This is a genomic window from Carboxylicivirga marina (assembly GCF_016612505.1).
Lineage (GTDB): Bacteria > Bacteroidota > Bacteroidia > Bacteroidales > Marinilabiliaceae > Carboxylicivirga > Carboxylicivirga marina.
The window spans coordinates 1-22,042 of the sequence record NZ_JAENRR010000033.1 but is presented as its reverse complement, the minus strand read 5'-3'; the positions used below and the strand labels follow the sequence as shown (position 1 = coordinate 22,042).

The following is a 22,042-nucleotide window of genomic DNA, read 5'->3' as shown; positions in this document are numbered from 1 at the left end:
GGGGATTTTTTAGACAATTATATATAAAAATGAATGTTCGAATTCGTACAGTGGTGTTTCGAATTCGTACATAATTTGATTGATCATGATTCATGCTAGAAATTTAACGAAAGTAATTAGGAATGGCGCCATTGAAACAACCGTTCTGCAAAATGTTAATATTGACATTGAACAGGGCGAATATGTTGTTGTTCTGGGGCCTTCTGGCAGTGGTAAAACTTCATTAATTAACACAATCGGTTTAATTGATAAGCCTACCTCTGGTGAGTTATTTTTTGTGGGGCATGAAGTTAGTAGATTAAAAGAACGTCAGCGAAGCAATCTTCGACGAGGTGGTATTGGCTTTATATTTCAAAATTTTGGATTAGTTGATGAATTAAACGTTTATGAAAATATAGAATTGCCATTGCAATACTTAAAGTACTCCAAGAAAGCTCGTCAGGTTAAAGTGAATGAAGTATTGTCAAAGTTTCAATTATCTCATTTGCGTCAATATTTTCCTAAGCAATTATCGTCGCTTCAAAAGCAATTAGTGGGCATTGGAAGGGCTATAATTACTAGCCCCGATATTTTAATTGCTGATGAACCAACTGGTAATTTATCTTCGGCTTGTGGCAATAAGGTGATGGAAGTATTGTCGTCATTAAATGAAGATGGTTATACCATTGTTATGGCAACACATTCAGCTTTGGAAGCCGATAGAGGTCAGCGAGTTGTTCAGTTGTTTGATGGACATGTAATAACTGAGAATATAAAGAACCGTTTATAATGATGCTTAATCATCACATAAAAGTAGCGATTAGGAGTATTCGTAAGCAAGGGATTTACGCCTTACTAAATGTATTGGGTCTATCCGTTGGTTTGGTACTTGGCTTGTTTGTGATTTTATTGGTGAGACATGAGTTGAGTTATGATTCGTCGTTTTCTGATAACGAGCGTATTTATCGAATTGCGACTAAAGGTGTGCTCGGAAATAATAATATTAATAGTGCAACCACTCCGCTTCCTTTAGCCGAAGTGCTTCTGAATATGGAAGAGGTCGAAGAAGTTGTAAGATTTATTCCTGGAGCCAATAATGTTGTTAAATACAAGGAACTCAGATATAATGAAGATGGTTTTCTGTTTGGAGATTCCAGCTTTTTCAGCTTGTTTGATGTAAATATGTTGGAAGGTAAATCGTCATACGATCTGCGAGAATCTCGAAATGTGGTAATTACACAAACTATCGCGAAGAAATATTTTGGAGAAGAGCATCCAATTGGAAAAAATATTGAACGCGAAGGATTGATTTATAATGTGGTTGGCGTTTGTGAGAATTTACCTGCGGCTTCTCATTTTGATTTTGGATTTGTTGCTTCCTTGAGTACTGTCGACGAAATATTATTACAAAAGAATGATTCAGCCTATGTTGAAGAATGGAAGTCCGATTGGTTGTCTTTAAAATGCTACACGTATTTAAAGCTTGAGAAAAATAAGGATGTTAGTTCATTTATTTCTGAAATGAATGACCAAAAAGATAAGCTATTAAGGCCTGAAATAGCTAAAGTGATGGAGTTCGAACAATCCACTGATAAGTTTGAATTGTCGTTTATTGAGCAGCCACTCAGGGAAATACATTTTTCTTCACATTTAGGAGAAGAGCTTAGTTCAAACTCAAACCCTATTTATATTAAACTCTTTGTGTTTGTAGCGATTTTTGTGTTGCTGACTACTTGTGTTAATTTTATGAATCTCACTACAGCTAAGCTTCGCGTAAAATATAAAGAAGTTGGTTATAGGCAACTAGTGGGAGCATCACGTTCACAGCTGATAATGCAATTCTTAGTTGAGGCATTGGTATATGCTTTAGGGGCTACTTTTATAGGTATGGTTTTACTCGAAATATTATTGCCGTTTTTTAATGGTTTCTTTGAGTTGAATCTTGAATTTAATTTCTTTCGTGGCTGGATTGATTTTTTTGGTATTTTACTTGTTCTCTTAACAGTTGGGTTGTTGGCAGGCAGCTTTCCGGCATTTTTCTTTTCTGGAAGAAAGCCCGAGAAGTTGATATCTGGCGACTATAAAATCGGCAAGCCTGGATTTCTTATCCGTGGTATTTTGGTAACAAGTCAGTTTGCTGTGGCCATGTTTTTGGTGGTAGTGGCTACTGCTATGTGGTGGCAAATTTCCTTTGTAAAAGAAAGTGATCCTGGTTTTGATTCTAACAATGTGATAGTTGTTGAAAGAGGGCATGCCGTACGTAATGACTTAAGTGCTTTTAAGGAAGAGACGAAAAAAATAGCAGGAATAAAATATGTGAGTGCCTGTAATAGCCTTCCTGGAGATGATTATTTCCAGGGTACATTCCGCATAATTGAAGGGGTTGAAAATCAGGTTATGATGTTGCCCATAAATTATGTTGATGAAGACTATTTTAAGGTAATGGGAATTACGCTTAAAGCCGGACGCTTTTTGAGTAACGAACTGGGCGATAGCTTAGGCATTAATTTAAATGTGGCAGCGGTTAAGGAATTGAAATTAAGCAAGCCTTTAGATAAAAAAATAGAAGTATTTGGCAATAATGATTGGGCACTTAATACCGTTGGTGTAATAAAAGATTTCCATTACGAATCATATTTTACCGAAATAAAGCCGCTTGCTTTAATTTTATTGCCTGAAAAAAAACGTTTTGAATATGTTTTAATCAAACATGAAGAAGGAGTCAAAGTTGATTTAGAAGAGGTGAAGGTGTTGTGGGATAAGTATTCTGATGGTGCACCTTTTGTATACACATCACTCGATCAAAGAATTGATAAACTGTACGAAGAAGATGTTCGTATCGCTAAAATAATGTCTGTTTTTGCCATGTTGTCGCTGTTTATTGCCTTATTAGGAGTTGTGGCGTTGGTGGCTTTTATTATTGAATATAAGTCAGGCACTTTTGCGGTTAAAAACATCATAGGTGCTCCACGTCAATCTATAATCAGGCAAGTGTTTTCAATGTACAGCATTTATGTTATTGCGGGTGTAATGTTAGCTTCGGTGCCTGCATATTGGGCTATTCAGGCATGGGGAAATAGCTATGCCTACTTCGAATTTGTTGGGATGAGCGCGTTCTTTTTGTGGGCACTAACCCTTGTCGCGTTATCATTTGTTGCCACTTTTATTCAAACCTTCAGAGGATCTGGACTAAGGTCAGTGGCATAGTATTTCTTATTGTAGATTAAGCTTTTGTTTTGTTCATTGGAATGAATTGGTAGGGAATCAAAAGGTAATATCAATTATCACTTCTTTTTAAGGCTTCTATATTAAAAAATTCGATATATTTGCGCGACTAAGACGTGAAGTTTGTCAAAACGAATTATAAAAATTATTAACAAATGCAGAACAAAGGAGCTATAAGACTTTTTGCCATTTTATTGGTATTGGTCAGCTTATATCAATTGATGTTTACATTCCAGACTCGTAGAGTGGAAAATGTGGCGAAAGAGATAGCAGGTGGCGACCCAGACAAAGAATTCGCCTACCTGGATTCAATTAAAAACGAGACGGTTTATAACTTCTTATGGGTGGCCCGTAAGTATACATACCAAGAGTGTAAAGAGCGTGAAATAAATTTCGGTCTTGACTTAAAAGGTGGTATGAACCTTATTCTTGAAGTGAAGGTAGCCGATGTAGTAAGAGCTCTTTCAAATTATAATACCGACGAAACATTCTTAAAAGCTTTAAAAGCTGCTGAGGTTGCTGAGAAAAGTTCATCAGAGGACTTTATCAAGTTATTTGGTCAGGAGTATTCTAAAATAGATCCAAATGCTCAACTAGCAACCATCTTTAATACTGTTGAATTAAAAGAACGTGTTAGTTACAATTCAACTAATGAAGAAGTATTGCAGGTAATACGTGAAGAATCTAATAGCGCCATTGATAATGCTTTTAATATTCTTCGTTCGCGTATTGACCGCTTTGGTGTAACTCAGCCAAATATTCAGCGCCTTGAAAAAGCAGGTCGTGTATTAGTTGAATTACCTGGCGTTACTGACCCACAGCGTGTGCGTAAGTTACTTCAGGGAACTGCCAGCTTAGAGTTCTGGGAAACTTATGAAAATTCAGAATTATTTGAATATCTAGTACAAGCTGATACGAAAGTTCGTGAAATGGAAGCTGCAAAGTCTCCAAAGAACACAGAAGTTGCTGAAGAAGCAACAACTGAAGAAGCGGACGAAGAATCATCATTAGTAGATCAATTAACTGCTGATGCTGTTGGTACAGATTCACTAGAGGCTGCAAGTGCTAAATCATTATTTACCTATTTACAACCTAATCATCCTCAGCAAAGAGGTCCTGTGGTTGGTGTAGCTTTATCGCGTGATACTGCTGAAGTAAATGAGTATTTGGCTAATCCATCTATAAAAAGCTTGTTCCCTAAAGATGCACGTTTTTTCTGGACAGTTAAGCCAGTAGAGAAAGATTACTTAACAAGCCGTTTTGGTGCTGATGTTAATGAGAAAGAAACTGCTTTCCAATTGGTAGCTATCAAAGTGAGTACTCACGATGGTCGTCCGCCACTAGAGGGTGATGTTATTACTTCTGCTCGTAGCCAGACGAACCAAAGAGGTCAGTTTGAAGTAAGCATGAGCATGAATGCTGAAGGTGCTAAAACATGGTCACGTTTAACAGGTGCTAATGTTGATCGTAGTATTGCTGTTGTCTTAGATGGTTTTGTTTATAGTTTCCCAACTGTAAATCAGAAAATCGATGGTGGACAGAGTCAAATTACCGGAAACTTTACACCAGAAGAATCTCAGGATTTAGCAAACATTCTTAAGTCTGGTAAATTACCAGCACCAGCTCGTATTGTTGAAGATACAGTTGTTGGTCCTTCACTTGGTCAGGAAGCTGTTGACAGTGGCTTAACATCTTTTATCTGGGCATTTATTGTAGTGCTTATCTACATGCTAATATATTATGGTATCCGTGCAGGTTGGGTTGCTGACTTTGCTTTGGTTGCCAACATGTTCTTTATTATGGGAGTACTTGCTTCATTCGGAGCAGTATTAACATTACCTGGTATTGCCGGTATTGTATTAACCATTGGTATGTCGGTGGATGCCAACGTACTTATTTATGAGCGTATCAAAGAAGAACTGCGTTCAGGCAAGGGTATACAATTGGCCATTAAAGATGGATACAGAAACGCATTCTCTGCTATTATTGATGCCAACGTAACCACTTTCTTAACTGGTTTGATTTTATTCTTATTCGGTACAGGTCCTATCAAAGGTTTTGCGACTACATTAATGATTGGTATCGCCACATCATTCTTTTCAGCAATTTTCATCACTCGACTGATTTTCGAACAGATGCTAAGTAAGAATAAGACCTTGATATTCGATACTAAATTAACACGTAACCTTTATAAGAATTTACACATCAAATTTTTGCAGAAACAGAAGTTATTCTTCGTTATCTCAGGAATCGCGATTGTCGTTTCAATTGGTTCGTTAAGTACGCTTGGTCTTAAGCAAGGAATTGACTTTACCGGAGGTCGTACTTTTGTGGTGCGTTTCGATGAGCAGGTATCTTCAGTTGATGTTCAGAGAACTTTATCTGGGACTTTTGAAGGAGCTCATGTTGAAGCTAAGCAATTTGGTAACGAAGGAAACCAGGTGCGTATCGCAACCAACTACATGATTGATGAAAACTCTGAAGAAATTGATAATAATGTTGAAGCCAAGTTATACGAAGGCTTAAAAACATATATCAAAGGTAATGTGTCAAAGGATGAGTTCTTGGCTGATTACCGTATGAGTTCTCAGAAAGTTGGACCAACCATTGCTAGTGATATTAAGAAGAATGCAGCGTATGCCATTGGCTTTAGCTTGATAGTTATTTTCCTATATATATTAATGCGTTTCCGTAATAAGGAATTTGGTTTTGGTGCTATTGCAGCATTGGTTCACGATGTATTAATCGTATTAGGAGTATTCTCGTTAACATACTCATTCATGCCATTCTCGATGGAGATTGATCAGTCATTTATTGCTGCTATCTTGACGGTAATTGGTTATTCGATTAACGATACCGTAGTCGTTTTTGACCGTATTCGTGAGTACTTTAAGTTGTATCCAAAGCGTGCAAAAGATGAAGTTGTGGATGCTGCCCTTAACTCAACAGTTAGCCGTACAGTAAATACGTCATTAACTACTTTTGTCGTGTTATTAGTTATTTTCTTATTCGGTGGTGAAGTTATCCGTGGTTTTGTTTTTGCATTAATGGTAGGTGTACTTGTAGGTACTTACTCTTCATTATTTATCGCAACGCCAGTAGCATTTAACTTCCTAAATAAGAAGTCAAAGAAGAAGTAATATTTCTTTAATATAGAGCAAAGCCCTGCAGTATGACTGTGGGGCTTTTCTTTTTAGTCAAGCTGATGCTATTTTATTATCTTTGAATCTGAAAAATTTAGATATGAGTACGTTTCTTTTTATTTCTGGTGGCGAGATTATTATTGTTGTTCTCGTCGTATTGTTGTTATTTGGAGCTAAAAGCATCCCTGATGTTGCTCGCATGCTTGGTAAAGGGATGAATGAATTTCGGCGGGCATCGGACGAGATAAAACGTGAGTTCAGAGAAAATACAAGTGATATTACTGATGTAGTCGAAGAGACAAAAAATGAACTCAATAAGGAAGTAAAAGAAGTAAGTTCTGCTATCGAAGAAGAAACATCTGATTTAGATCCTTACAACCTTAAAAAAGATTCAGAATCAAAGAGTGAAGAACCAAGTTCTGAAGAAGAAGAGGTGCCATCAAAAGACAAAGATGGTCCTGTTTCACGTGAAGATTCTATTGATTTATAAATTGCAATTATGCCTCCAATTTTATTTTTATTAGCTGGGTTTGTACTGTTGTTTTTTAGTGGTGACTGGCTGGTAAAGTCAAGTGTGCAATTGGCTCGACACCTTAAGGTGTCTACTTTGGTTATTGGAATTACGGTTGTAGCTTTCGGTACCTCAGCACCCGAGTTACTGGTTAGTTTACGTGCAGTGTTTGATGGTGCTGCCGATATATCAATTGGCAATGTGGTGGGCTCTAATATCGCTAATATCGCGCTTGTCTTAGGTTTGGTATCGATTGTATACCCGGTTAAAGTCAAAAAGAAAGGTATTTGGTTTGATTGGTTAATTATGATGGTGGCTACTATTGGTTTAATGGTAGCAAGTTATGATTTGCTATTGAGGTCGTTTGAAGGCATTATATTCCTTGTTTTTCTTGGACTGTATATTGTATGGGCTGTTTATAACAGCAGAAAACAAAGTAAAAACGAGGAGAAGATTGAAAAACCATCTTTATCACTTTTTAAGACCATGTTGCTATTTGTTATTGCGGCAGCAGGGCTTTATTTTGGTGCCGACTGGTTAGTGATAGGAGCTAAAGATGTAGCTCAAAGTTTAGGTGTAAGTGAAAGGGTGATTGGTATTTCAGTGGTGGCTTTGGGAACAAGCGTACCTGAGTTAGCTACGTCTCTAATGGCTGCTATTAAGAAGGAAAGTGATATTTCAATCGGTAATATTATTGGTTCTAATATCTTTAATATATGGGCCGTACTGGGAGTAACTGCTGTTATAAAGCCGATTAATGTTAACGAATCGATGGTAAACACTGATTATTGGTGGATGTTTGCCATCGCTATTATACTATTTATTGTCATTTTACCGTTATCAAAGGGTGTTGTTAGCCGTTGGAAAGGTGCCATTCTATTAAGTATATATATCTTATATATTTACCTGTTATTTATTTAGTATGATTCAATGTAAACAGATAAGAAAAAGCTATGGAGACTTAGAGGTACTTAAAGGTATCGATCTAAGTATAGATGCGGGTGAAGTGGTTTCTATTGTAGGAGCTAGTGGTGCCGGGAAAACAACTTTGTTACAAATACTCGGAACGCTTGATAAGCCTTCTTCTGGCGAAGTTTATATTGATAACATTGATTTACAAAGTTTATCCGGGAAGCAATTATCTCGTTTTAGAAACACTAAAATTGGGTTTGTATTTCAGTTTCATCAGTTATTACCTGAGTTTAATGCCCTTGAAAATGCCATGTTGCCCGCCCTCATAAATGGTCGTTCGAAACCGGAGGCCGAAGCTAGCGCGAAAAAATTATTGTCGTTTTTAAGCTTAGATCATCGCTTGGAGCATAAGCCATCAGAACTAAGTGGAGGCGAAAAGCAAAGAGTTGCTGTTGCCAGAGCGTTAATTAATAAACCAGCAGTCGTTTTTGCTGATGAACCATCGGGTAACCTGGATTCGCATAGTCAGGAGGAGTTGCAAAAGCTATTTTTTGAACTGCGAGAAGCATTTAATCAGACCTTTGTTATTGTTACTCATGATTATCATTTGGCCAAAATGTGTGATCGTATGATTGAAATGAAAGACGGTGTGATTTATAATACATAGAATGGACTTGCACGAGTTACAATCTTTTCTGGATGAAAAGGTCAATAAATATAATCGGCCCGAATTTATTGAAAACGATCCGATTTCAATTCCTCATTTATTTACTAAGAAAGAAGATATAGAAATTGCCGGTTTTATGGCAGCTACTATTGCCTGGGGACGTCGCGATTTAATTATCAAAAGTGCGACAACATTAATGGGCATGTTGGAATATGAACCATATGACTTCTTAATGAATGCCGAACTGTCTGATTGGAGTCTTTTCGAAAAGTTTTATTATCGTACCTATTCATCAATCGATTGTCTGTACTTCTTAAAAGCCTTAAAGGCGATATACAGTAAGCACGGTGGACTTGAGAAAGTGTTTACCGAAGGATATCAAAAAGGGAGCATAAAAGACGCATTAATACACTTTCGTGAGATGTTTCTAAGTTTTGATTCGCCTGAAAGAACACACAAGCATGTTGCTAATATATTAAAGGGTGCCTCTGCAAAACGACTGAATATGTACTTGCGATGGATGGTAAGGCACGACAATAATGGAGTTGATTTTGGCTTGTGGAAGAGTATTTCTTCTGCTGATTTATTACTGCCATTAGATGTTCATACTGGTAATATATCTCGTCAGTTGGGTATTCTGAAACGCAAACAGAATGATATTAAAGCTGTAGATGAAGTGATGGAAACACTTCGAAAATTAGATAACAACGATCCCGTTAAATATGATTTTGCCTTATTTGGTTTGGGTGTAAATGAAGATTTCTGATAATGGCAAATACCTATTTTCAATTTAAACAATTCACAGTTCATCAGGATAAGGCAGCCATGAAAGTAGGTACCGATGGTGTATTGTTAGGTGCCTGGGCCAAAATAGAGAATTGCCAAACAGTACTTGATGTTGGTACCGGAACAGGCCTTGTGGCATTAATGATAGCCCAGCGCAATTCTAAAACTGCTATTCATGCCATTGACGTTGATAATGATGCTGTACAGCAAGCCAATGGTAATTTCAGGTTGTCAAAATGGTCAGATAGACTGGTAGCTGAGCATGTCTCAATACAGGATTATGGACGAACGAACAGACGGGTGTTGGATCACATTGTTTGCAATCCTCCTTTTTTTAAAAACTCCTTTAAGAGTAACGATTTGGCACGAAATGTCGCTCGGCATTGCGATTCACTTTCATATGAAGAGCTAATCAAATATTCGTATAATCTGTTGCATGAGACAGGAAGGCTATCCGTTGTTTTACCTTATGATGTGATGAACGAATTTGTTAATATTGGTCAACGAACGGGTTTTATTTTAAGCCGTCAGATGCTAATAAAGCCGACACCTTCAAAAACATTTGGTCGGGTGCTTATTGAGTTGTCCAAAAAAACGGATGAGAGCTGTGTCTACTCAGAGATGATTGTTGAAGATAAAGGACGTCATGGATACTCCAATGAATATATTGCATTAACGAATGAGTTTTATTTAGCTATGTGATTCATTTTTCTCTTCTTTTTTGTAACATATAAATTCCATTTGCAGTAAAAAAGATATTGTACGTAGTCCTTGTGTGTATTAATATTGGTGTGTATTGGCACAGTTACTGCTTACGAGATGCAAAGATAATTGAATTAAAATCACTATTTTAGTGTCGGAAAACAAGGAAGATGTTAAGAAGGAAATATTCAGATAATGAATTATTGGAGGCTGTTTACTCGCGAGACAGTAAGCTGATAAAGTACATTATGCAATTGGTGTGGAGTCAGGTTCGAACAATTGTTATAGACAATAATGGTTCGAATGAAGATGCCATGCAAATTATGCAGGATGCCTTTATAGCCATATACTCCAAGAAAGAGAAACCGATACTGGTAAGTACCTTCACTACCTATTTTGTGTCAGTCTGTAAAAATTTGTGGCTTTATGAGCTTCGCAAAAAGCAGGTGGCACCAACATATCAGGTATTGAATGATGAGATTCCGGAACTTGAGAGCGAAATTCACGAAAAAGAGTTATTCGAAAAGCGCAGAAAGTTATACTTGAAATATTATAACAAAATACAAAAAGTATGTCAGGATGTATTGCGTTTGGTTTCAATAGGTTTTACAAATGAACACATTACAACGGAATTAGCTTTTAGCTCTATAGCGTACACAAAGAATAGAAAATCAATGTGTAACAAGAAGTTATTGGAGATGATTAAGGCTGATCCTGAATATAAAGAGTTGAAGTATGGATTATAATAAAAAGATACTGCAGTTTTTTACAAATGAATTATCTTCAGAACAACGTGAAGATTTAAAGTTGGAGATGGCGTCTGATTCCGGTGTAAATGAAGATATGAAACTTCAACAAGAGGTGTTATTTTCAATTGCCAATCAGGGCGATGGCTTTGACGATTTTAAGAAGCAGTTGAACGAAATAGGTCAAGAGTTTCTGGAAGAACAGGATGAGAAACGAAACTCTTTCAAAATAAATTATTGGTTGGCTGCCGCTTCAGTAATTGTTGTTATCGGATTAGGAAGCTATCTAGGCTTGCTTCGCGATGCTAGTTATACAGGCGGTCAGGCATTTGTTGAATATTATTCTCCATATGGAACCGATATGACAGTTCGTGGAGGCGAGGAGTCTTCGTTGTTTAATCGAGCTCTTGAGAGTTATCAATCAGGTGACATAGATGCGGCAATAGTTTCTTTTAAAGAGTTAAGCCATGAAAATGAAGAGTTGGCAGGATTCTTTACAGGGCTGTGCTACATGGAAATGGGAAATTTAGAATTGGCCAAGAGTCAATTGCAATCAACTCAGGAAATAGCAATTTTCTACGAGGAACAAATTAAATGGTACCTATCGTTGTGTCATATAAAACTAGAAGAATATGAACCGGCCGAGTTGTTGTTAACGCAACTTCAAACTAGCGGTAATAGCTACTCAACAAAAGCGAAAGAATTGCTTGATAAGATCGATTTTTAACGAACTTTTCTTTTATCGTAAATAAATAAGAGAATAACTGATAAAATTGCAAATGCCAGAAGGTACACGAAAATGCCTTTTGGCATTTGTTGTTTTACAGGGCTGGTATTGCCTGCCAAAACATAATTTGCCCAATAATAGGGGTGAGACTTTACGCCGTCGGCAGTAGCCAAATAATTCAGTTTACTCTGCTGTAAAGCGATGTTTTTAGGTATTTCCTCTTTAAGGTGTTGGTAAAAACGATTGACAATATTGGCCCCACTTAAATCATTAACAGGCCATAGCGTCATTACTTGCGACTCAACGCCGGAATAGGTAAAGGCACGAGCAATACTTAACAAGCCTTCCCCTTTTTGTTTCTGTCCTCGCCCGGTGCTACATGAGCTCAATACTGCCAATGGCGACTTAATATTATAGTTATATATTTCACCCGCTTTAAAGCTCCCGGAAGAACTGTCTTTTGAAGCAAATATGAGTTGAGAATTAAATGGCAGTGCTTCATCGTTTACTGAGTGCATTGCCAGATGAAGGATGTCGTTATTTTGCATTGAAGCAATAAAATTATCCTTATTAGCTTCTTTGCCTTTGTATTTTGAAGTTCTAAACAGTTTATCAATGGCCGAAATTTCATTTTGTGCACCTGTCAAAGGTGCTAATAGCGAATCCAGATACCTTGAATTATTTAAATCAATTGATTGGGTGCCAGATGAACCGTAATATTCAGGAGCGAAAGCCAGGATGTTATTGAATTCAATGGTGTTATTTGAAGATTGATTCAATAAAGCCGTATTGTATGAATAGCTAACAACCTGACTTTTAATTAACCAAGGATACGCGCTGAACTTTGGTTTCTTATCCGCACAATCTTCGGTAAGAAGAACTTCAAACGGGAGGTATGATAATTCAGAGTGTGGTACAATAATTAGTTCTTTATCTGAAATATATAATTCTATGTCTTTTAAAAGAAGCAGATATAACGAATGGGAAGCATGTGCAAATCTCTGCATGTGCTCCATTGAATACTGTCCAACAAAAGGAGTTGAAATTTCGTCGACCACAAGCTGAAGATTGTTCTTAAAATTGGTATTTGTTGGAATAATGTCACAACGAGTATCTTGTTTTGAGATTGTGAATCGAAATATTTCCTCTTCAGTTTGGTAATAATCAACAATGACTTGTTCGTCACTAAGTCGATTCTGTATTTCTTTGATACTTAAAAATGGGGCGCGCGCTTTTTCTTCCTGATAGCTTGGGAACTCTCTTTCGATAGCTCTGTTTACACTATCAATTTTAGCCATATTTTGGCTCATTTTATCATTTAACGATGTTATTAAATTGCTGTCTCCCTGTTCGCCAAAAAATGCCTCGTTATAGCGGTCTTCATATCGATCGTACTGGTCTTTTAGTTGATTTAAAAGATTAATGGTTGTGAGTGGTACTCCAGAGTTTAATTTATAATTCTTCTCATTAATACCTTGCGTTAATGCATACGACTTCCCTTTTTGAATGTATTCAAATGTTTTGTGCAGATACCATTCTTTTTGGGTGGCTTTATACAATGCCATTGACACTTTTGAACTTTGCAATGTGAAATCGTAATACATTTCACCTGTTACCAATCGGTCTCGATCGTAGTTTTGTTTATTCCTTAATATTTCAATACTCTTGCCAGCTTCTTCTACATGGTCCATGGCTTTCTTGAGAATTTCCAGATCCAGGCCATCTAAATATTGTTTGTACAGATTTTCAGCCAGTGCAATATTAATGTTTCGATACAATGAACCAAACCTGCTGTTTTGAATCGTAGATGCTTTGTCGTAGAGATGCGGATATTTTCTCAGCATCTCAGAGTTGGCTTTTTTTAATAGTTGGTAGGCTTCGCGATATTGTTTTAAATGATTGTAACAAAGTGCTCTTTCGTATTGATTATCCCAGAAAAGATAGGAAGTGTAATTTCCGTTTTTAACCATGACTTTGTTGACATTCTCAAGGTGATACAGGCTTTGAGAGTATTGGCCAAGTTCAAAGTAGGCAAGTGCTGTAATGTTCTCATTTATTCTGTCTAATGGAAGCCTTAGTTCATTGTAACGCAGATTCAAAGCTGAATCGATATAAGTGTAGGCATTGTTATCATCATATATTTTTGAGAGATAATGTGCCATCACCACATAAGCTGAACTAAGTGATACTTTATCTAATTGTTTACACTCTTCGATGTCTTTTAGCAAATAATAGCGCATTTTATCGTACTGTTGTAAGCTAAAATAGCACCTGGCCAAACAATCGTTGGCATTTGTTCTGCTGCTCTTAAAAATAGGTGTAACTGAGCTGATAGATAGGATTTTGGAGGATAATAATATGGCTTCTGTATAATTGTTTTGTAAGAAATAATGATTGGCAATAGAATTCAATAAACTGCAATATTCGACCAGAAAGACCTTACCCTTTTTCTGATAAAATTGCGAAAGATTTTCTATATGGACTTGAGCTTTTTCTTCCATCCCCATGGTCAGGAGAAGCTCGATGTAATTTTGAAAGAAAGCATGGTTATATACATTGACTTCTTTATTGAAAGGTAATGACAATGCTTCCTGAAAGACTCTATAAGCCTTTTCATATTGGCGATATCGTTTATAAAGTTCACTTGTATAAACTTCAACCGAGAGGTTGTAATTCTCAAAATTCGAATTGTTGAGTAGTGTTTGTTTTTCCAACTCAAACGACTGCGTCAAATACTGTAACCTTTTAGCCTCGTTTCCTTCAAAACCAACTATGACCGATAGATTGTGATAAATTTTTGCCTTAACTGAATCGGTTAGAAATTCCATATTGTTTTCCGACAGGAAGCTCTCATAAATTCTTTTGGCTTCCTTCATTCTTTTATTATTAATGGCTGTTACGGCAATGTATAATTTAATGTATTCATTAAATAACTTATCTTCATTTACCTGAGGAATGTTGGTCAGAAAGGTGTACGCACCCCTCATATTATCAGAATATGCATACGAACGTATCGTTTTATAAAGCAAACGAAAGCGTTCGTTATCTTGAGGCCTCAGTTTGTCTGAATTCAATATCTCCGATCCAATTTCAGCAGCTTTCTTATAATCCTCACTCGAATAATGCTTTGAAAAATATATTATGTTATCATTAATTTCTTGCGAATAACTTTTTTTCACGATGCTCAATAGGCACAATATCAGTATTATAAGTAGTGTGCTCTTCATTTTTTTTAAAAAAAGTTTTAAAAAAGGTGTTACGATTCTCGATTTCTGCAATTAACCTATAGAAACCATTAATACGATAGTATCATGAAGACTTTAGTTAAAGCAAAAAAGCAGGAGCAATTTAAAAAGTTTAAAGCAAAAGACACGGCTTTTTTAAAAAAGGTTGTTGGAGGAGATGGATCAAACAATGATATGGACGAAACCAGTAAAACTAAATTATAAAAATATGATGTTCTGTTATCAATGGGTTTTGGATGAGCCGATGAAAGACATTAACAATATTAATATGACTATCCCGATTAGTAGAGGTCTGAACGCAGACCGTTTGTAGAAACAAAGAAGGTGGGGCGGTTTCCCTTATAGATTCCCGATTCTCACCTAGTACCCCTCACCTTCTTTATCCTCAATTTTTTGTTTTGAAAAAGGAGAGAAAGATTTGCCGCAGCACGAAGTACGCAAAACAATAGCGCTGATTGATAAAGAAATCAGACGCCAGGAAACCGGTTCGCCAATAGAGATGGCCGGTCGCCTCTGCATGTCCGTACGTATGCTTTACTTTTACCTGGATATGATGACGCATTTAGGAGCCATTATACACTTCTCAAAAGAATTAAATAGTTTCGAGTATGAATTTGAGGGGTATTTTAAAGATGGTATTCGTTGGGTTGAGTATGAAAAGATTGAAGTGCCAAAATGATGCGGCATGAAAGCATAAAGGTGGCAAAAGACCACATCTTCAATAAAAAACATTAATTTCGGGATGTAGCTTAACCTGATATGCCTGTCGATACATCCAAACAACATCAGAGAAATTCAAAATATCACCAATATTCTGCTATTAACTATCGCGGATATGGATTGTATTGGGTAATTCTTATCTTTTTCTTTAGTGTAATTGTTTCTCTGCCCTTTATTCAGGTAGATGTTACGGTACAAAGTCGTGGTATGGTCACTTCTCTTAATCGTATGATTACTATTTCTTCGCCCATTACGGCCAAGGTAACAGGGGTGCATATCAAAGAAAATCAACTTGTAAGGAAAGCAGATACCCTTATTGTTCTTCATCAGGCCGGTATCAATAATGAGATAAATCTCATTCGTTCGCAACTTAAACTTCAAAACGATTATAGGCATGACCTTGATGTGTTATTGGGGCGTGATATTAATATGAAGTTGATTACACCGCTCTATATCAAAGAGAATGATGATTATTTGAGCTCCATTAAACGTTACGAACGAAAAGTCAATAAACTACTGGTCGATTTTAAACGAACTGCTGATTTGTATAACGATGGAGTTGTTCCACTATCAGAATTTCAGGAAGACTCTTTTAAACTAGATGAAGCAAGAGATGAACTAAAGTTGTATAAAACAGCCACTCAATCAAAATGGGAAGCTGATAGTAAGAACTACATTACGTCTAACCGTGAACTGGAAGGGCAGGTAGAAAATTTAAAGCAAGTACAGACTCAATATGTTATTACCGCCCCTTTTGATGGAAGTGTTATTGACTTTAAGGGTATTGCAATAGGGCATTTTTTAAATGAAAACGAAGCAATAGCCAGTTTATCTCCTCAGGAAGATTTGATAGCAGAGTGTTATATTTCTCCATCTGATATTGGTTTTATACATAAAGGTATGCCAGTTAGGTTGCAGGTTGACACCTACGATTACAACCAATGGGGAATGCTTGATGCTGAGGTTGTAGAAGTAGCTCATGATGTAAACCTGGTTAAAAGTGAGTATAGATATTTAATTCGATGCCGCTTAAAACAAAAATCATTGCAACTGAGCAATGGACTGGTGGGGCACATGAAAAAAGGAATGAGCCTGACTGCTCGTTTTATTGTAAGCAAACGTTCCTTGTATCAGCTATTATTTGATACGGTTGATGATTGGCTAAATCCAAAGATTATTAATGAAACGAATCCTGTCAAATAATTAAGGGCATGAAACTAGCCATTCAACAATATGATGCGAGTGATTGTGGTGCTGCTTGCCTGGCTTCCGTAGCAAGGTATTACAAGCTGCGTATACCTTTGTGGACCATCCGACAAGAGGCAGGAACACACAAAGGTGGCACTAGTGCTTATGGTTTGATTAAGGCCGCCGAATGTCTGGGTTTTGATGTAAAAGGCATCGAAATTGATAGCAGTGATTTAAAGGATATTCCAACGCCGGCCATTGCTCATTTAAAACTAGCTGGTGGTACACACCATTTTGTGGTGATATATAAGCTGGGAAAAAAATCGGTAAGAGTGATGGATCCGGCCTTCGGCAAAATGGTGGCCATGTCGATTGACGATTTTTCTAAGAAATGGACAGGCGTGATGATACTGATGATTCCGGCTGCTGACTTTACGCCTGGCAATCATTCTATTTCGAATGTCAAACGCCTATGGAATGTTATCAAACCTCACAAAGCGGTTTTTATACAATCGGCTTTTGGTGCATTGGCATTTTCGGTGCTTGGCCTATCTACTGCATTTTATATTCAAAAGTTGACTGATTTTGTGTTGGTGGGCCATAACCGCAACCTCTTGCACCTTCTTGGAGTAATAATGATGCTTGTGTTTGTGGTTCAGCTGTTGATTGGCGTTCTGCAGTCCTGGTTTGTACTACGGGTGAGTCAAAATATCGATATCAGTTTAATTTCAGGCTATTTCAGGCATTTGATACAATTACCTCAGAAGTTTTACGACAGCATGCGTATTGGCGAACTGATTTCACGCGTGAATGATGCTGTGAAGATTCGGAATTTTATTAACCAAATAGCTGTTGAATCGGTGGTTGATGTGTTGATTATCACCATCGCCTTTTTGGTAATGATGGTATTTAGCTGGAAATTGGCTTTGTTAGCTTATGCTGTTATCCCTGTTTATCTCCTACTGCTTTTTATTACCAATACCATTAACAAACGGCTCGAACGAAGTAAAATGGAGGAAACGGCTGAGCTGGAAATACAGTTGGTAGAATCGTTGCGGGCCATCAAAACAGTGAAACAAATGGGTGCCGAAGAGCATTTTGCCAATGGTGTAGATAACCGTCTGGTAAAGGTTTTGGGGCATGTATATAAATCGGGTAAGTTGGATATATTTTCCAACTCGGGTATGTCATTTATCAATCGGATATTAACGCTGACTATCTTGTGGTCAGGCGCATTACTGGTTATTGACACCGAACTTTCATCGGGTGAGCTGATGTCATTTTTTGCCATATCGGCCTTTTTTACGGGACCTGTTGCCCGACTAGCTGCCATCAATAAAAGTTGGCATGGGGCGCTAATTGCTATGGATCGCCTTTTTGAACTTCTTGAGATGAAAGGAGAACAGGAAACACAACAAACCATGGCCTTTGATAAAGATGATGTTGGTGATGTGGTGTTTAAAAATGTCACTTTTTCGTACACCCTTGAGCAGGATTTATTTGAGGGGTTTGACCTTTTGATAAAGAATAATACCATTTCTGTTTTATTGGGTGATAGTGGCTGTGGTAAGTCAACTATCGGTGCTTTAATTCAGGGTTTGTATCCGGTGGGTGCAGGGCAATTGACGATTGGCGGTAATGAAATCAAGTATATAAACCTCAATGATCTTCGTAAGACCGTTGGTATTGTGCCACAAAACATAGAGCTTTTTGCCGGCAATGTTATTGATAATATTGCTCTGGGAGATGCCAATCCTGACATCAGAAGAATCAATCAGATTATTAAACAGCTGCAACTCAACGACACCATTGAGCAATTACCTGAAGGACTTTATACCTGGCTGGGCGAAAATGCCATTCAGCTTTCAGGTGGACAGCGACAACGCCTGGCTATTGCACGTGTACTGTATCTGAATCCGCAAATTTATATATTCGATGAAGCGACTTCCTTTTTAGATGATCGTTCAGAGTCGATCGTGAAGGATATCATACTTCAACTAAAGGATGAGGGGAGAACCATTATTATGGTAGCCCATCGAATGAGTGTGATTGATATTGCTGATGAAGTTTTTGTCTTTGAGAGAGGCCAGGTTATTCAGTCGGGCACTGTTAAAGAGCTTAGGAAAGATAAGAAAGGCCGGTTTTATGAAATGGTCAGACACAATCATTTATAAACACTCAAGCATACCTAATTCATCTTTTCTTTGTTTACTTTTGTGGGCTTAATAAGTGCTGCAAGCTAATGCAAAATCATTATTCATCACATTATTGGCCAAATATAAAGTTGGCAACACCAGTGGTGCTGGCACAAGCCGGACAAATGCTGGTTAATGTTGCCGACACGGTTATGGTTGGTCAGGTAGGGACTATTCCGCTGGCAGCGGCCTCATTTGCCAACAGCATTTTTATTAATGTACTGGTTTTGGGTATGGGCATCTCTTTTGCCTTAACGCCTTTGGTAGGGAAAGCCTATGGTGCCAAAAACAAAGATGAATGTGCCTATTGGTTTCAGCAAGGGATGTATGCTAATGTGATTATTGGTGTTTTGTTATCACTGGTGGCTGGTGCCATTGCTTTGGCCATGCCTTTTATGGGGCAGGAGGCCGGTGTTGTCGAAGAGGCTATTCCTTACTATATCTTATTGATTTTATCCATATTGCCATTGCAGGTATTTAATAATTACAAGCAATTTGCCGAAGGATTGAGCAATACCAAAATAGCCATGATTATCACGATTGGAGGTAATTTGTTAAATGTCGCATTGAATTATGTGTTTATTTACGGGCATTTTGGAGTGCCGGCTATGGGTGTGGTTGGTGCAGGTATTGGCACATTAGCATCGCGCATAGTGATGGCCATTATGTTTGTATTTGTGTCGTATCGGGTACGCTTATTTAAAGAATACCGAGGCATTCATGTCAGTCAGTTCTCTGCTTCGGCATTTAAACGCATCTGGAAACTTGGCCTTCCTATAGGCTTGCAATCGGTTATTGAGGTATTTGCATTTAGCCTGGGAAGTATCATGATGGGATGGATTAATGCTGTTAGCCTTGCCGCACATCAGATAGTGTTGAGCATGGCCAGTTTAACCTATATGATGTCTTCAGGTCTGGCATCGGCAACAACTATAAAAGTTAGTATTTTCAGGGGCAAGAAAGATTACCCATCACTAAAGCACAGTGCCTTTGCTTCACTTCATTTGGTAGTAATGTTTATGACCATTATGAGTTTCTTATTCGTGTCGATGCGTTACTTTTTACCATCGTTGTTTGTCGATGAGGTGGAAGTGATTAAAACCGCTGCCGGTTTAATGCTGGTAGCAGGTATATTCCAGATTTTTGACGGTATTCAGGTGGTAACACTAGGTATATTAAGAGGACTTGAAGATGTGGTGATGCCGGTCATTGGTGCAGGAATTGCTTACTGGCTAATTTCATTGCCCATTGGTTATTTAACGGCATTTGTTTTTGAGGCTGGCCCCATTGGTATCTGGGTAGGCTACTTATCCGGCTTAGCGTCGGCAGGTGTATTTTTGTTATGGCGATTTCGGATGCTGTACAAGAAACGTTACGGATTATAAAAGTAATTTATGAAGCTAGAAGTAATAGGAACCGCGCAACAGGTATCGGCCGACCTTGTAAAAGGAAAAACAGTTGTGGTAATTGATGTCTTGCGTGCCACCTCTGTGATGGTGTCGGCATTGAATAATGGCGCTAAAGGTATTATTCCTGTTCTTTCGCCCGATGACGCTTTTGATATTAAAAAAGAAAACGGTACGGATGTCATATTGGGTGGTGAGCGTCATGCAGAACCCATTGAAGGCTTTGATTATGGTAATTCACCATTGTCGTACAACAAGGAAGTAATTGCGGGTAAGCTTTTAGTGATGACGACAACAAACGGTACTTTGGCCATTAATAATTCGCTTTCGGCAAAAGAGCTTTTGATTGCTTCCTTTGCCAATGATAAAGCAATTGTTAATGAAATAAAGAATCATAAGGATGTGGTGTTGGTGTGCTCGGGTAATAATGGCTTGTACACACTTGAAGATGCTTTGTGTGCGGGGCGTATTATCCATTTACTTCAAGAACAATCTGTGGAATTGGAGCTGACTGATTTTGCTTTGACGATAGAATCGCTTTACGAAATCAATGCCACAAAGCTTCATGAAACAGCAAGCAAGGGTTATCATTACAATGTGCTAAAGACAAAAGGCTATCTGAAAGATTTAGAATACTGCTTTCGATCGGGTATTTGTGATAATGTACCGCATTGGAACGGTCAGGTTATCGAGAATAAAAGCTAAATTTCTATACTTGCAATCTACAGCTAGTCATGGGGACGTGTCATCAATCTTTAGAGCACGTTTTTATCTTAGACCATATTAACAAGTGATACTTCGAAGTAGTTTGCTTTCGGCCTTTTGCAAAATAGATTTTGTTGAAGCGAAGTCATTAGCGCGACCGGGAAGTTCCAAACTTGTTTTGGAAATCACCCGGCCAAGCTTAGGAGTGAGCTGAATTAGAAAGCTATTTTACAAGCAGCCTTGATTCTTTTGTATCCTTTTCTCATCAAGGAGAAGGGAGGATAAGCCCCGCGGCTTAAGCGACGAGTGTCATGTAGTAGATTAAACAGATAATACACTTCTTAGGGTGACTCTGGTGACTCCGCAATTATCTTAGGTTAAGACCAAAAACAAAAAAGCCACTGAATGAATCATCTTTCAGTGGCTTTGTTTATTATTTACCTGACTACAACACTTAATCGATAATTCGATTAAGTATAACATGCGCGCCAATACCGCCAATCATCAATAAGGCAGCGAAGATTAATGGCGTATTGCTCGTAGGGTTATTCATCGAATAGAAACCTAATACTACAACTCCTAAAATAATCAGGATGATACCGAAATTCTTTAAAAATGTATTCATGGTGAAATCTTTATAGGTGTATTGCAAGATACAAACAATTCCTTTGTATTGAAAATCAGTCAGATTTAAATGAGAGCAATGGGGGTTCCCCCAAATTTACGCAACAGACTTACTAGATTTTTTTTCCCCCATCGCCTGCGGCACTTGCCAATTTGTGTTTGCATTTAATGGCATTAGCGAAACTTCGTTTTCCCCATGGGGAAGATTTGATTGGCAGTTGGGCATATATTCCAAATATGCAAGCTGTACATAAATGCTCCACTTGGGGAGCTACCCCTAGGGTTGAGGCAGTATGCTTAACGCTTAACTAAATGACATTGATATTTCAGGTTAAATGTACTCAACCTTTTTGCATGGACTGACGCAACCATTCATCTTAACTATCGTCATTAAATATGTAGCCTCTAATAATGTAGAATTCTTAAACAACAACACAATTGAATTAATTCTAAATGAGCCTGGTGCAATAGATTGTTATCTACTGGGTGCAGATCTTTCATTACGCAAATTTGATCAAAAATTGCTCCCGCCTGTTAGTATGTAAACAACTAAATATTAAC

18 protein-coding genes are annotated in these 22,042 nt (G+C 37.7%); 16 read left to right on the top strand and 2 right to left on the bottom strand.

Going from position 1 to position 22,042, the window contains the following annotated elements:
• Nucleotides 1-85 precede the first annotated feature (85 nt).
• The 10 genes from JIV24_RS13755 to JIV24_RS13710 all read left to right on the top strand — a co-directional run bounded on the left by JIV24_RS13755 (nucleotide 86) and on the right by JIV24_RS13710 (nucleotide 11,398).
• A complete protein-coding gene (locus JIV24_RS13755) occupies nucleotides 86-769 on the top strand; it encodes an ABC transporter ATP-binding protein (protein WP_200465632.1) in 684 nt (227 codons plus the stop codon).
• On the top strand, nucleotides 769-3,186 hold the full coding sequence (locus JIV24_RS13750; protein WP_200465631.1) for an ABC transporter permease: 2,418 nt from the start codon (nucleotides 769-771) through the stop codon (nucleotides 3,184-3,186). The genes JIV24_RS13755 and JIV24_RS13750 overlap by 1 nt, the downstream gene beginning before the upstream one ends.
• Before the next feature lie 173 nt (nucleotides 3,187-3,359).
• A complete protein-coding gene (gene secDF, locus JIV24_RS13745; protein WP_200465630.1) occupies nucleotides 3,360-6,344 on the top strand; it encodes a protein translocase subunit SecDF in 2,985 nt (994 codons plus the stop codon).
• Nucleotides 6,345-6,447: 103 nt separating this feature from the next.
• Entirely contained in the window at nucleotides 6,448-6,837 is a 390-nt protein-coding gene (locus JIV24_RS13740) for a twin-arginine translocase TatA/TatE family subunit (protein WP_200465629.1), read from the top strand.
• A 9-nt stretch (nucleotides 6,838-6,846) separates the two neighbouring features.
• Nucleotides 6,847-7,779, top strand: coding sequence for a calcium/sodium antiporter (locus JIV24_RS13735; protein ID WP_200465628.1), 933 nt, complete (start codon nucleotides 6,847-6,849; stop codon nucleotides 7,777-7,779).
• A 1-nt stretch (nucleotide 7,780) separates the two neighbouring features.
• Nucleotides 7,781-8,437, top strand: coding sequence for an ABC transporter ATP-binding protein (locus JIV24_RS13730; RefSeq protein ID WP_200465627.1), 657 nt, complete (start codon nucleotides 7,781-7,783; stop codon nucleotides 8,435-8,437).
• A 1-nt stretch (nucleotide 8,438) separates the two neighbouring features.
• Complete coding sequence (locus JIV24_RS13725; RefSeq protein WP_200465626.1) at nucleotides 8,439-9,203, top strand: TIGR02757 family protein; 765 nt, start codon at nucleotides 8,439-8,441, stop codon at nucleotides 9,201-9,203.
• A gap of 2 nt (nucleotides 9,204-9,205) precedes the next feature.
• The gene (locus tag JIV24_RS13720; protein ID WP_200465625.1) at nucleotides 9,206-9,925 is read left to right on the top strand and encodes a tRNA1(Val) (adenine(37)-N6)-methyltransferase; all 720 of its coding nucleotides are present in this window, start codon (nucleotides 9,206-9,208) and stop codon (nucleotides 9,923-9,925) included.
• 170 nt (nucleotides 9,926-10,095) lie between these two features.
• Complete coding sequence (locus JIV24_RS13715) at nucleotides 10,096-10,671, top strand: RNA polymerase sigma factor (protein WP_200465624.1); 576 nt, start codon at nucleotides 10,096-10,098, stop codon at nucleotides 10,669-10,671.
• The gene (locus JIV24_RS13710) at nucleotides 10,661-11,398 is read left to right on the top strand and encodes a tetratricopeptide repeat protein (protein ID WP_200465623.1); all 738 of its coding nucleotides are present in this window, start codon (nucleotides 10,661-10,663) and stop codon (nucleotides 11,396-11,398) included. Before JIV24_RS13715 ends, JIV24_RS13710 begins: the two co-directional genes overlap by 11 nt.
• Here the strand turns inward: JIV24_RS13710 and JIV24_RS13705 are convergent.
• Nucleotides 11,395-14,625 carry a CHAT domain-containing protein gene (locus tag JIV24_RS13705; protein WP_200465622.1) on the bottom strand — a complete coding sequence of 1,077 codons (3,231 nt, stop codon included), beginning with the start codon at nucleotides 14,623-14,625 and terminating at the stop codon, nucleotides 11,395-11,397. The genes JIV24_RS13710 and JIV24_RS13705 overlap by 4 nt on opposite strands.
• 84 nt (nucleotides 14,626-14,709) lie before the next feature.
• On the opposite strand from JIV24_RS13705, the gene JIV24_RS13700 reads away from it, so the two are divergent.
• From JIV24_RS13700 to JIV24_RS13675, 6 genes are all read left to right on the top strand, one after another.
• The gene (locus tag JIV24_RS13700) at nucleotides 14,710-14,847 is read left to right on the top strand and encodes a hypothetical protein (protein WP_200465621.1); all 138 of its coding nucleotides are present in this window, start codon (nucleotides 14,710-14,712) and stop codon (nucleotides 14,845-14,847) included.
• A 214-nt stretch (nucleotides 14,848-15,061) separates the two neighbouring features.
• Entirely contained in the window at nucleotides 15,062-15,322 is a 261-nt protein-coding gene (locus JIV24_RS13695; protein WP_200465620.1) for a hypothetical protein, read from the top strand.
• Nucleotides 15,323-15,402: 80 nt separating this feature from the next.
• Nucleotides 15,403-16,566: an HlyD family secretion protein gene (locus JIV24_RS13690; protein WP_200465619.1), complete on the top strand. Its 1,164-nt coding sequence runs from the start codon at nucleotides 15,403-15,405 to the stop codon at nucleotides 16,564-16,566.
• A gap of 8 nt (nucleotides 16,567-16,574) precedes the next feature.
• Nucleotides 16,575-18,725 carry a peptidase domain-containing ABC transporter gene (locus JIV24_RS13685; protein WP_200465618.1) on the top strand — a complete coding sequence of 717 codons (2,151 nt, stop codon included), beginning with the start codon at nucleotides 16,575-16,577 and terminating at the stop codon, nucleotides 18,723-18,725.
• Nucleotides 18,726-18,793: 68 nt separating this feature from the next.
• Nucleotides 18,794-20,131: an MATE family efflux transporter gene (locus JIV24_RS13680; protein ID WP_200465617.1), complete on the top strand. Its 1,338-nt coding sequence runs from the start codon at nucleotides 18,794-18,796 to the stop codon at nucleotides 20,129-20,131.
• Between the two features lie 9 nt (nucleotides 20,132-20,140).
• Nucleotides 20,141-20,857: a 2-phosphosulfolactate phosphatase gene (locus JIV24_RS13675; protein WP_200465616.1), complete on the top strand. Its 717-nt coding sequence runs from the start codon at nucleotides 20,141-20,143 to the stop codon at nucleotides 20,855-20,857.
• Between the two features lie 454 nt (nucleotides 20,858-21,311).
• On the opposite strand, the gene JIV24_RS13670 is transcribed toward JIV24_RS13675, so the two are convergent.
• Complete coding sequence (locus JIV24_RS13670; protein WP_200465615.1) at nucleotides 21,312-21,482, bottom strand: hypothetical protein; 171 nt, start codon at nucleotides 21,480-21,482, stop codon at nucleotides 21,312-21,314.
• Between the last annotated feature and the right edge of the window lie 560 nt (nucleotides 21,483-22,042).

Bases quoted from the DNA above. Each gene is read 5' to 3' on its own strand.
- JIV24_RS13755 (WP_200465632.1), top strand. From the start codon at position 86: ATGATTCATGCTAGAAATTTAACGAAAGTAATTAGGAATGGCGCCATT.
- JIV24_RS13750 (WP_200465631.1), top strand. From the start codon at position 769: ATGATGCTTAATCATCACATAAAAGTAGCGATTAGGAGTATTCGTAAG.
- secDF (WP_200465630.1), top strand. From the start codon at position 3,360: ATGCAGAACAAAGGAGCTATAAGACTTTTTGCCATTTTATTGGTATTG.
- JIV24_RS13740 (WP_200465629.1), top strand. From the start codon at position 6,448: ATGAGTACGTTTCTTTTTATTTCTGGTGGCGAGATTATTATTGTTGTT.
- JIV24_RS13735 (WP_200465628.1), top strand. From the start codon at position 6,847: ATGCCTCCAATTTTATTTTTATTAGCTGGGTTTGTACTGTTGTTTTTT.
- JIV24_RS13730 (WP_200465627.1), top strand. From the start codon at position 7,781: ATGATTCAATGTAAACAGATAAGAAAAAGCTATGGAGACTTAGAGGTA.
- JIV24_RS13725 (WP_200465626.1), top strand. From the start codon at position 8,439: ATGGACTTGCACGAGTTACAATCTTTTCTGGATGAAAAGGTCAATAAA.
- JIV24_RS13720 (WP_200465625.1), top strand. From the start codon at position 9,206: ATGGCAAATACCTATTTTCAATTTAAACAATTCACAGTTCATCAGGAT.
- JIV24_RS13715 (WP_200465624.1), top strand. From the start codon at position 10,096: ATGTTAAGAAGGAAATATTCAGATAATGAATTATTGGAGGCTGTTTAC.
- JIV24_RS13710 (WP_200465623.1), top strand. From the start codon at position 10,661: ATGGATTATAATAAAAAGATACTGCAGTTTTTTACAAATGAATTATCT.
- JIV24_RS13705 (WP_200465622.1), bottom strand. From the start codon at position 14,625: ATGAAGAGCACACTACTTATAATACTGATATTGTGCCTATTGAGCATC.
- JIV24_RS13700 (WP_200465621.1), top strand. From the start codon at position 14,710: ATGAAGACTTTAGTTAAAGCAAAAAAGCAGGAGCAATTTAAAAAGTTT.
- JIV24_RS13690 (WP_200465619.1), top strand. From the start codon at position 15,403: ATGCCTGTCGATACATCCAAACAACATCAGAGAAATTCAAAATATCAC.
- JIV24_RS13685 (WP_200465618.1), top strand. From the start codon at position 16,575: ATGAAACTAGCCATTCAACAATATGATGCGAGTGATTGTGGTGCTGCT.
- JIV24_RS13680 (WP_200465617.1), top strand. From the start codon at position 18,794: ATGCAAAATCATTATTCATCACATTATTGGCCAAATATAAAGTTGGCA.
- JIV24_RS13675 (WP_200465616.1), top strand. From the start codon at position 20,141: ATGAAGCTAGAAGTAATAGGAACCGCGCAACAGGTATCGGCCGACCTT.
- JIV24_RS13670 (WP_200465615.1), bottom strand. From the start codon at position 21,482: ATGAATACATTTTTAAAGAATTTCGGTATCATCCTGATTATTTTAGGA.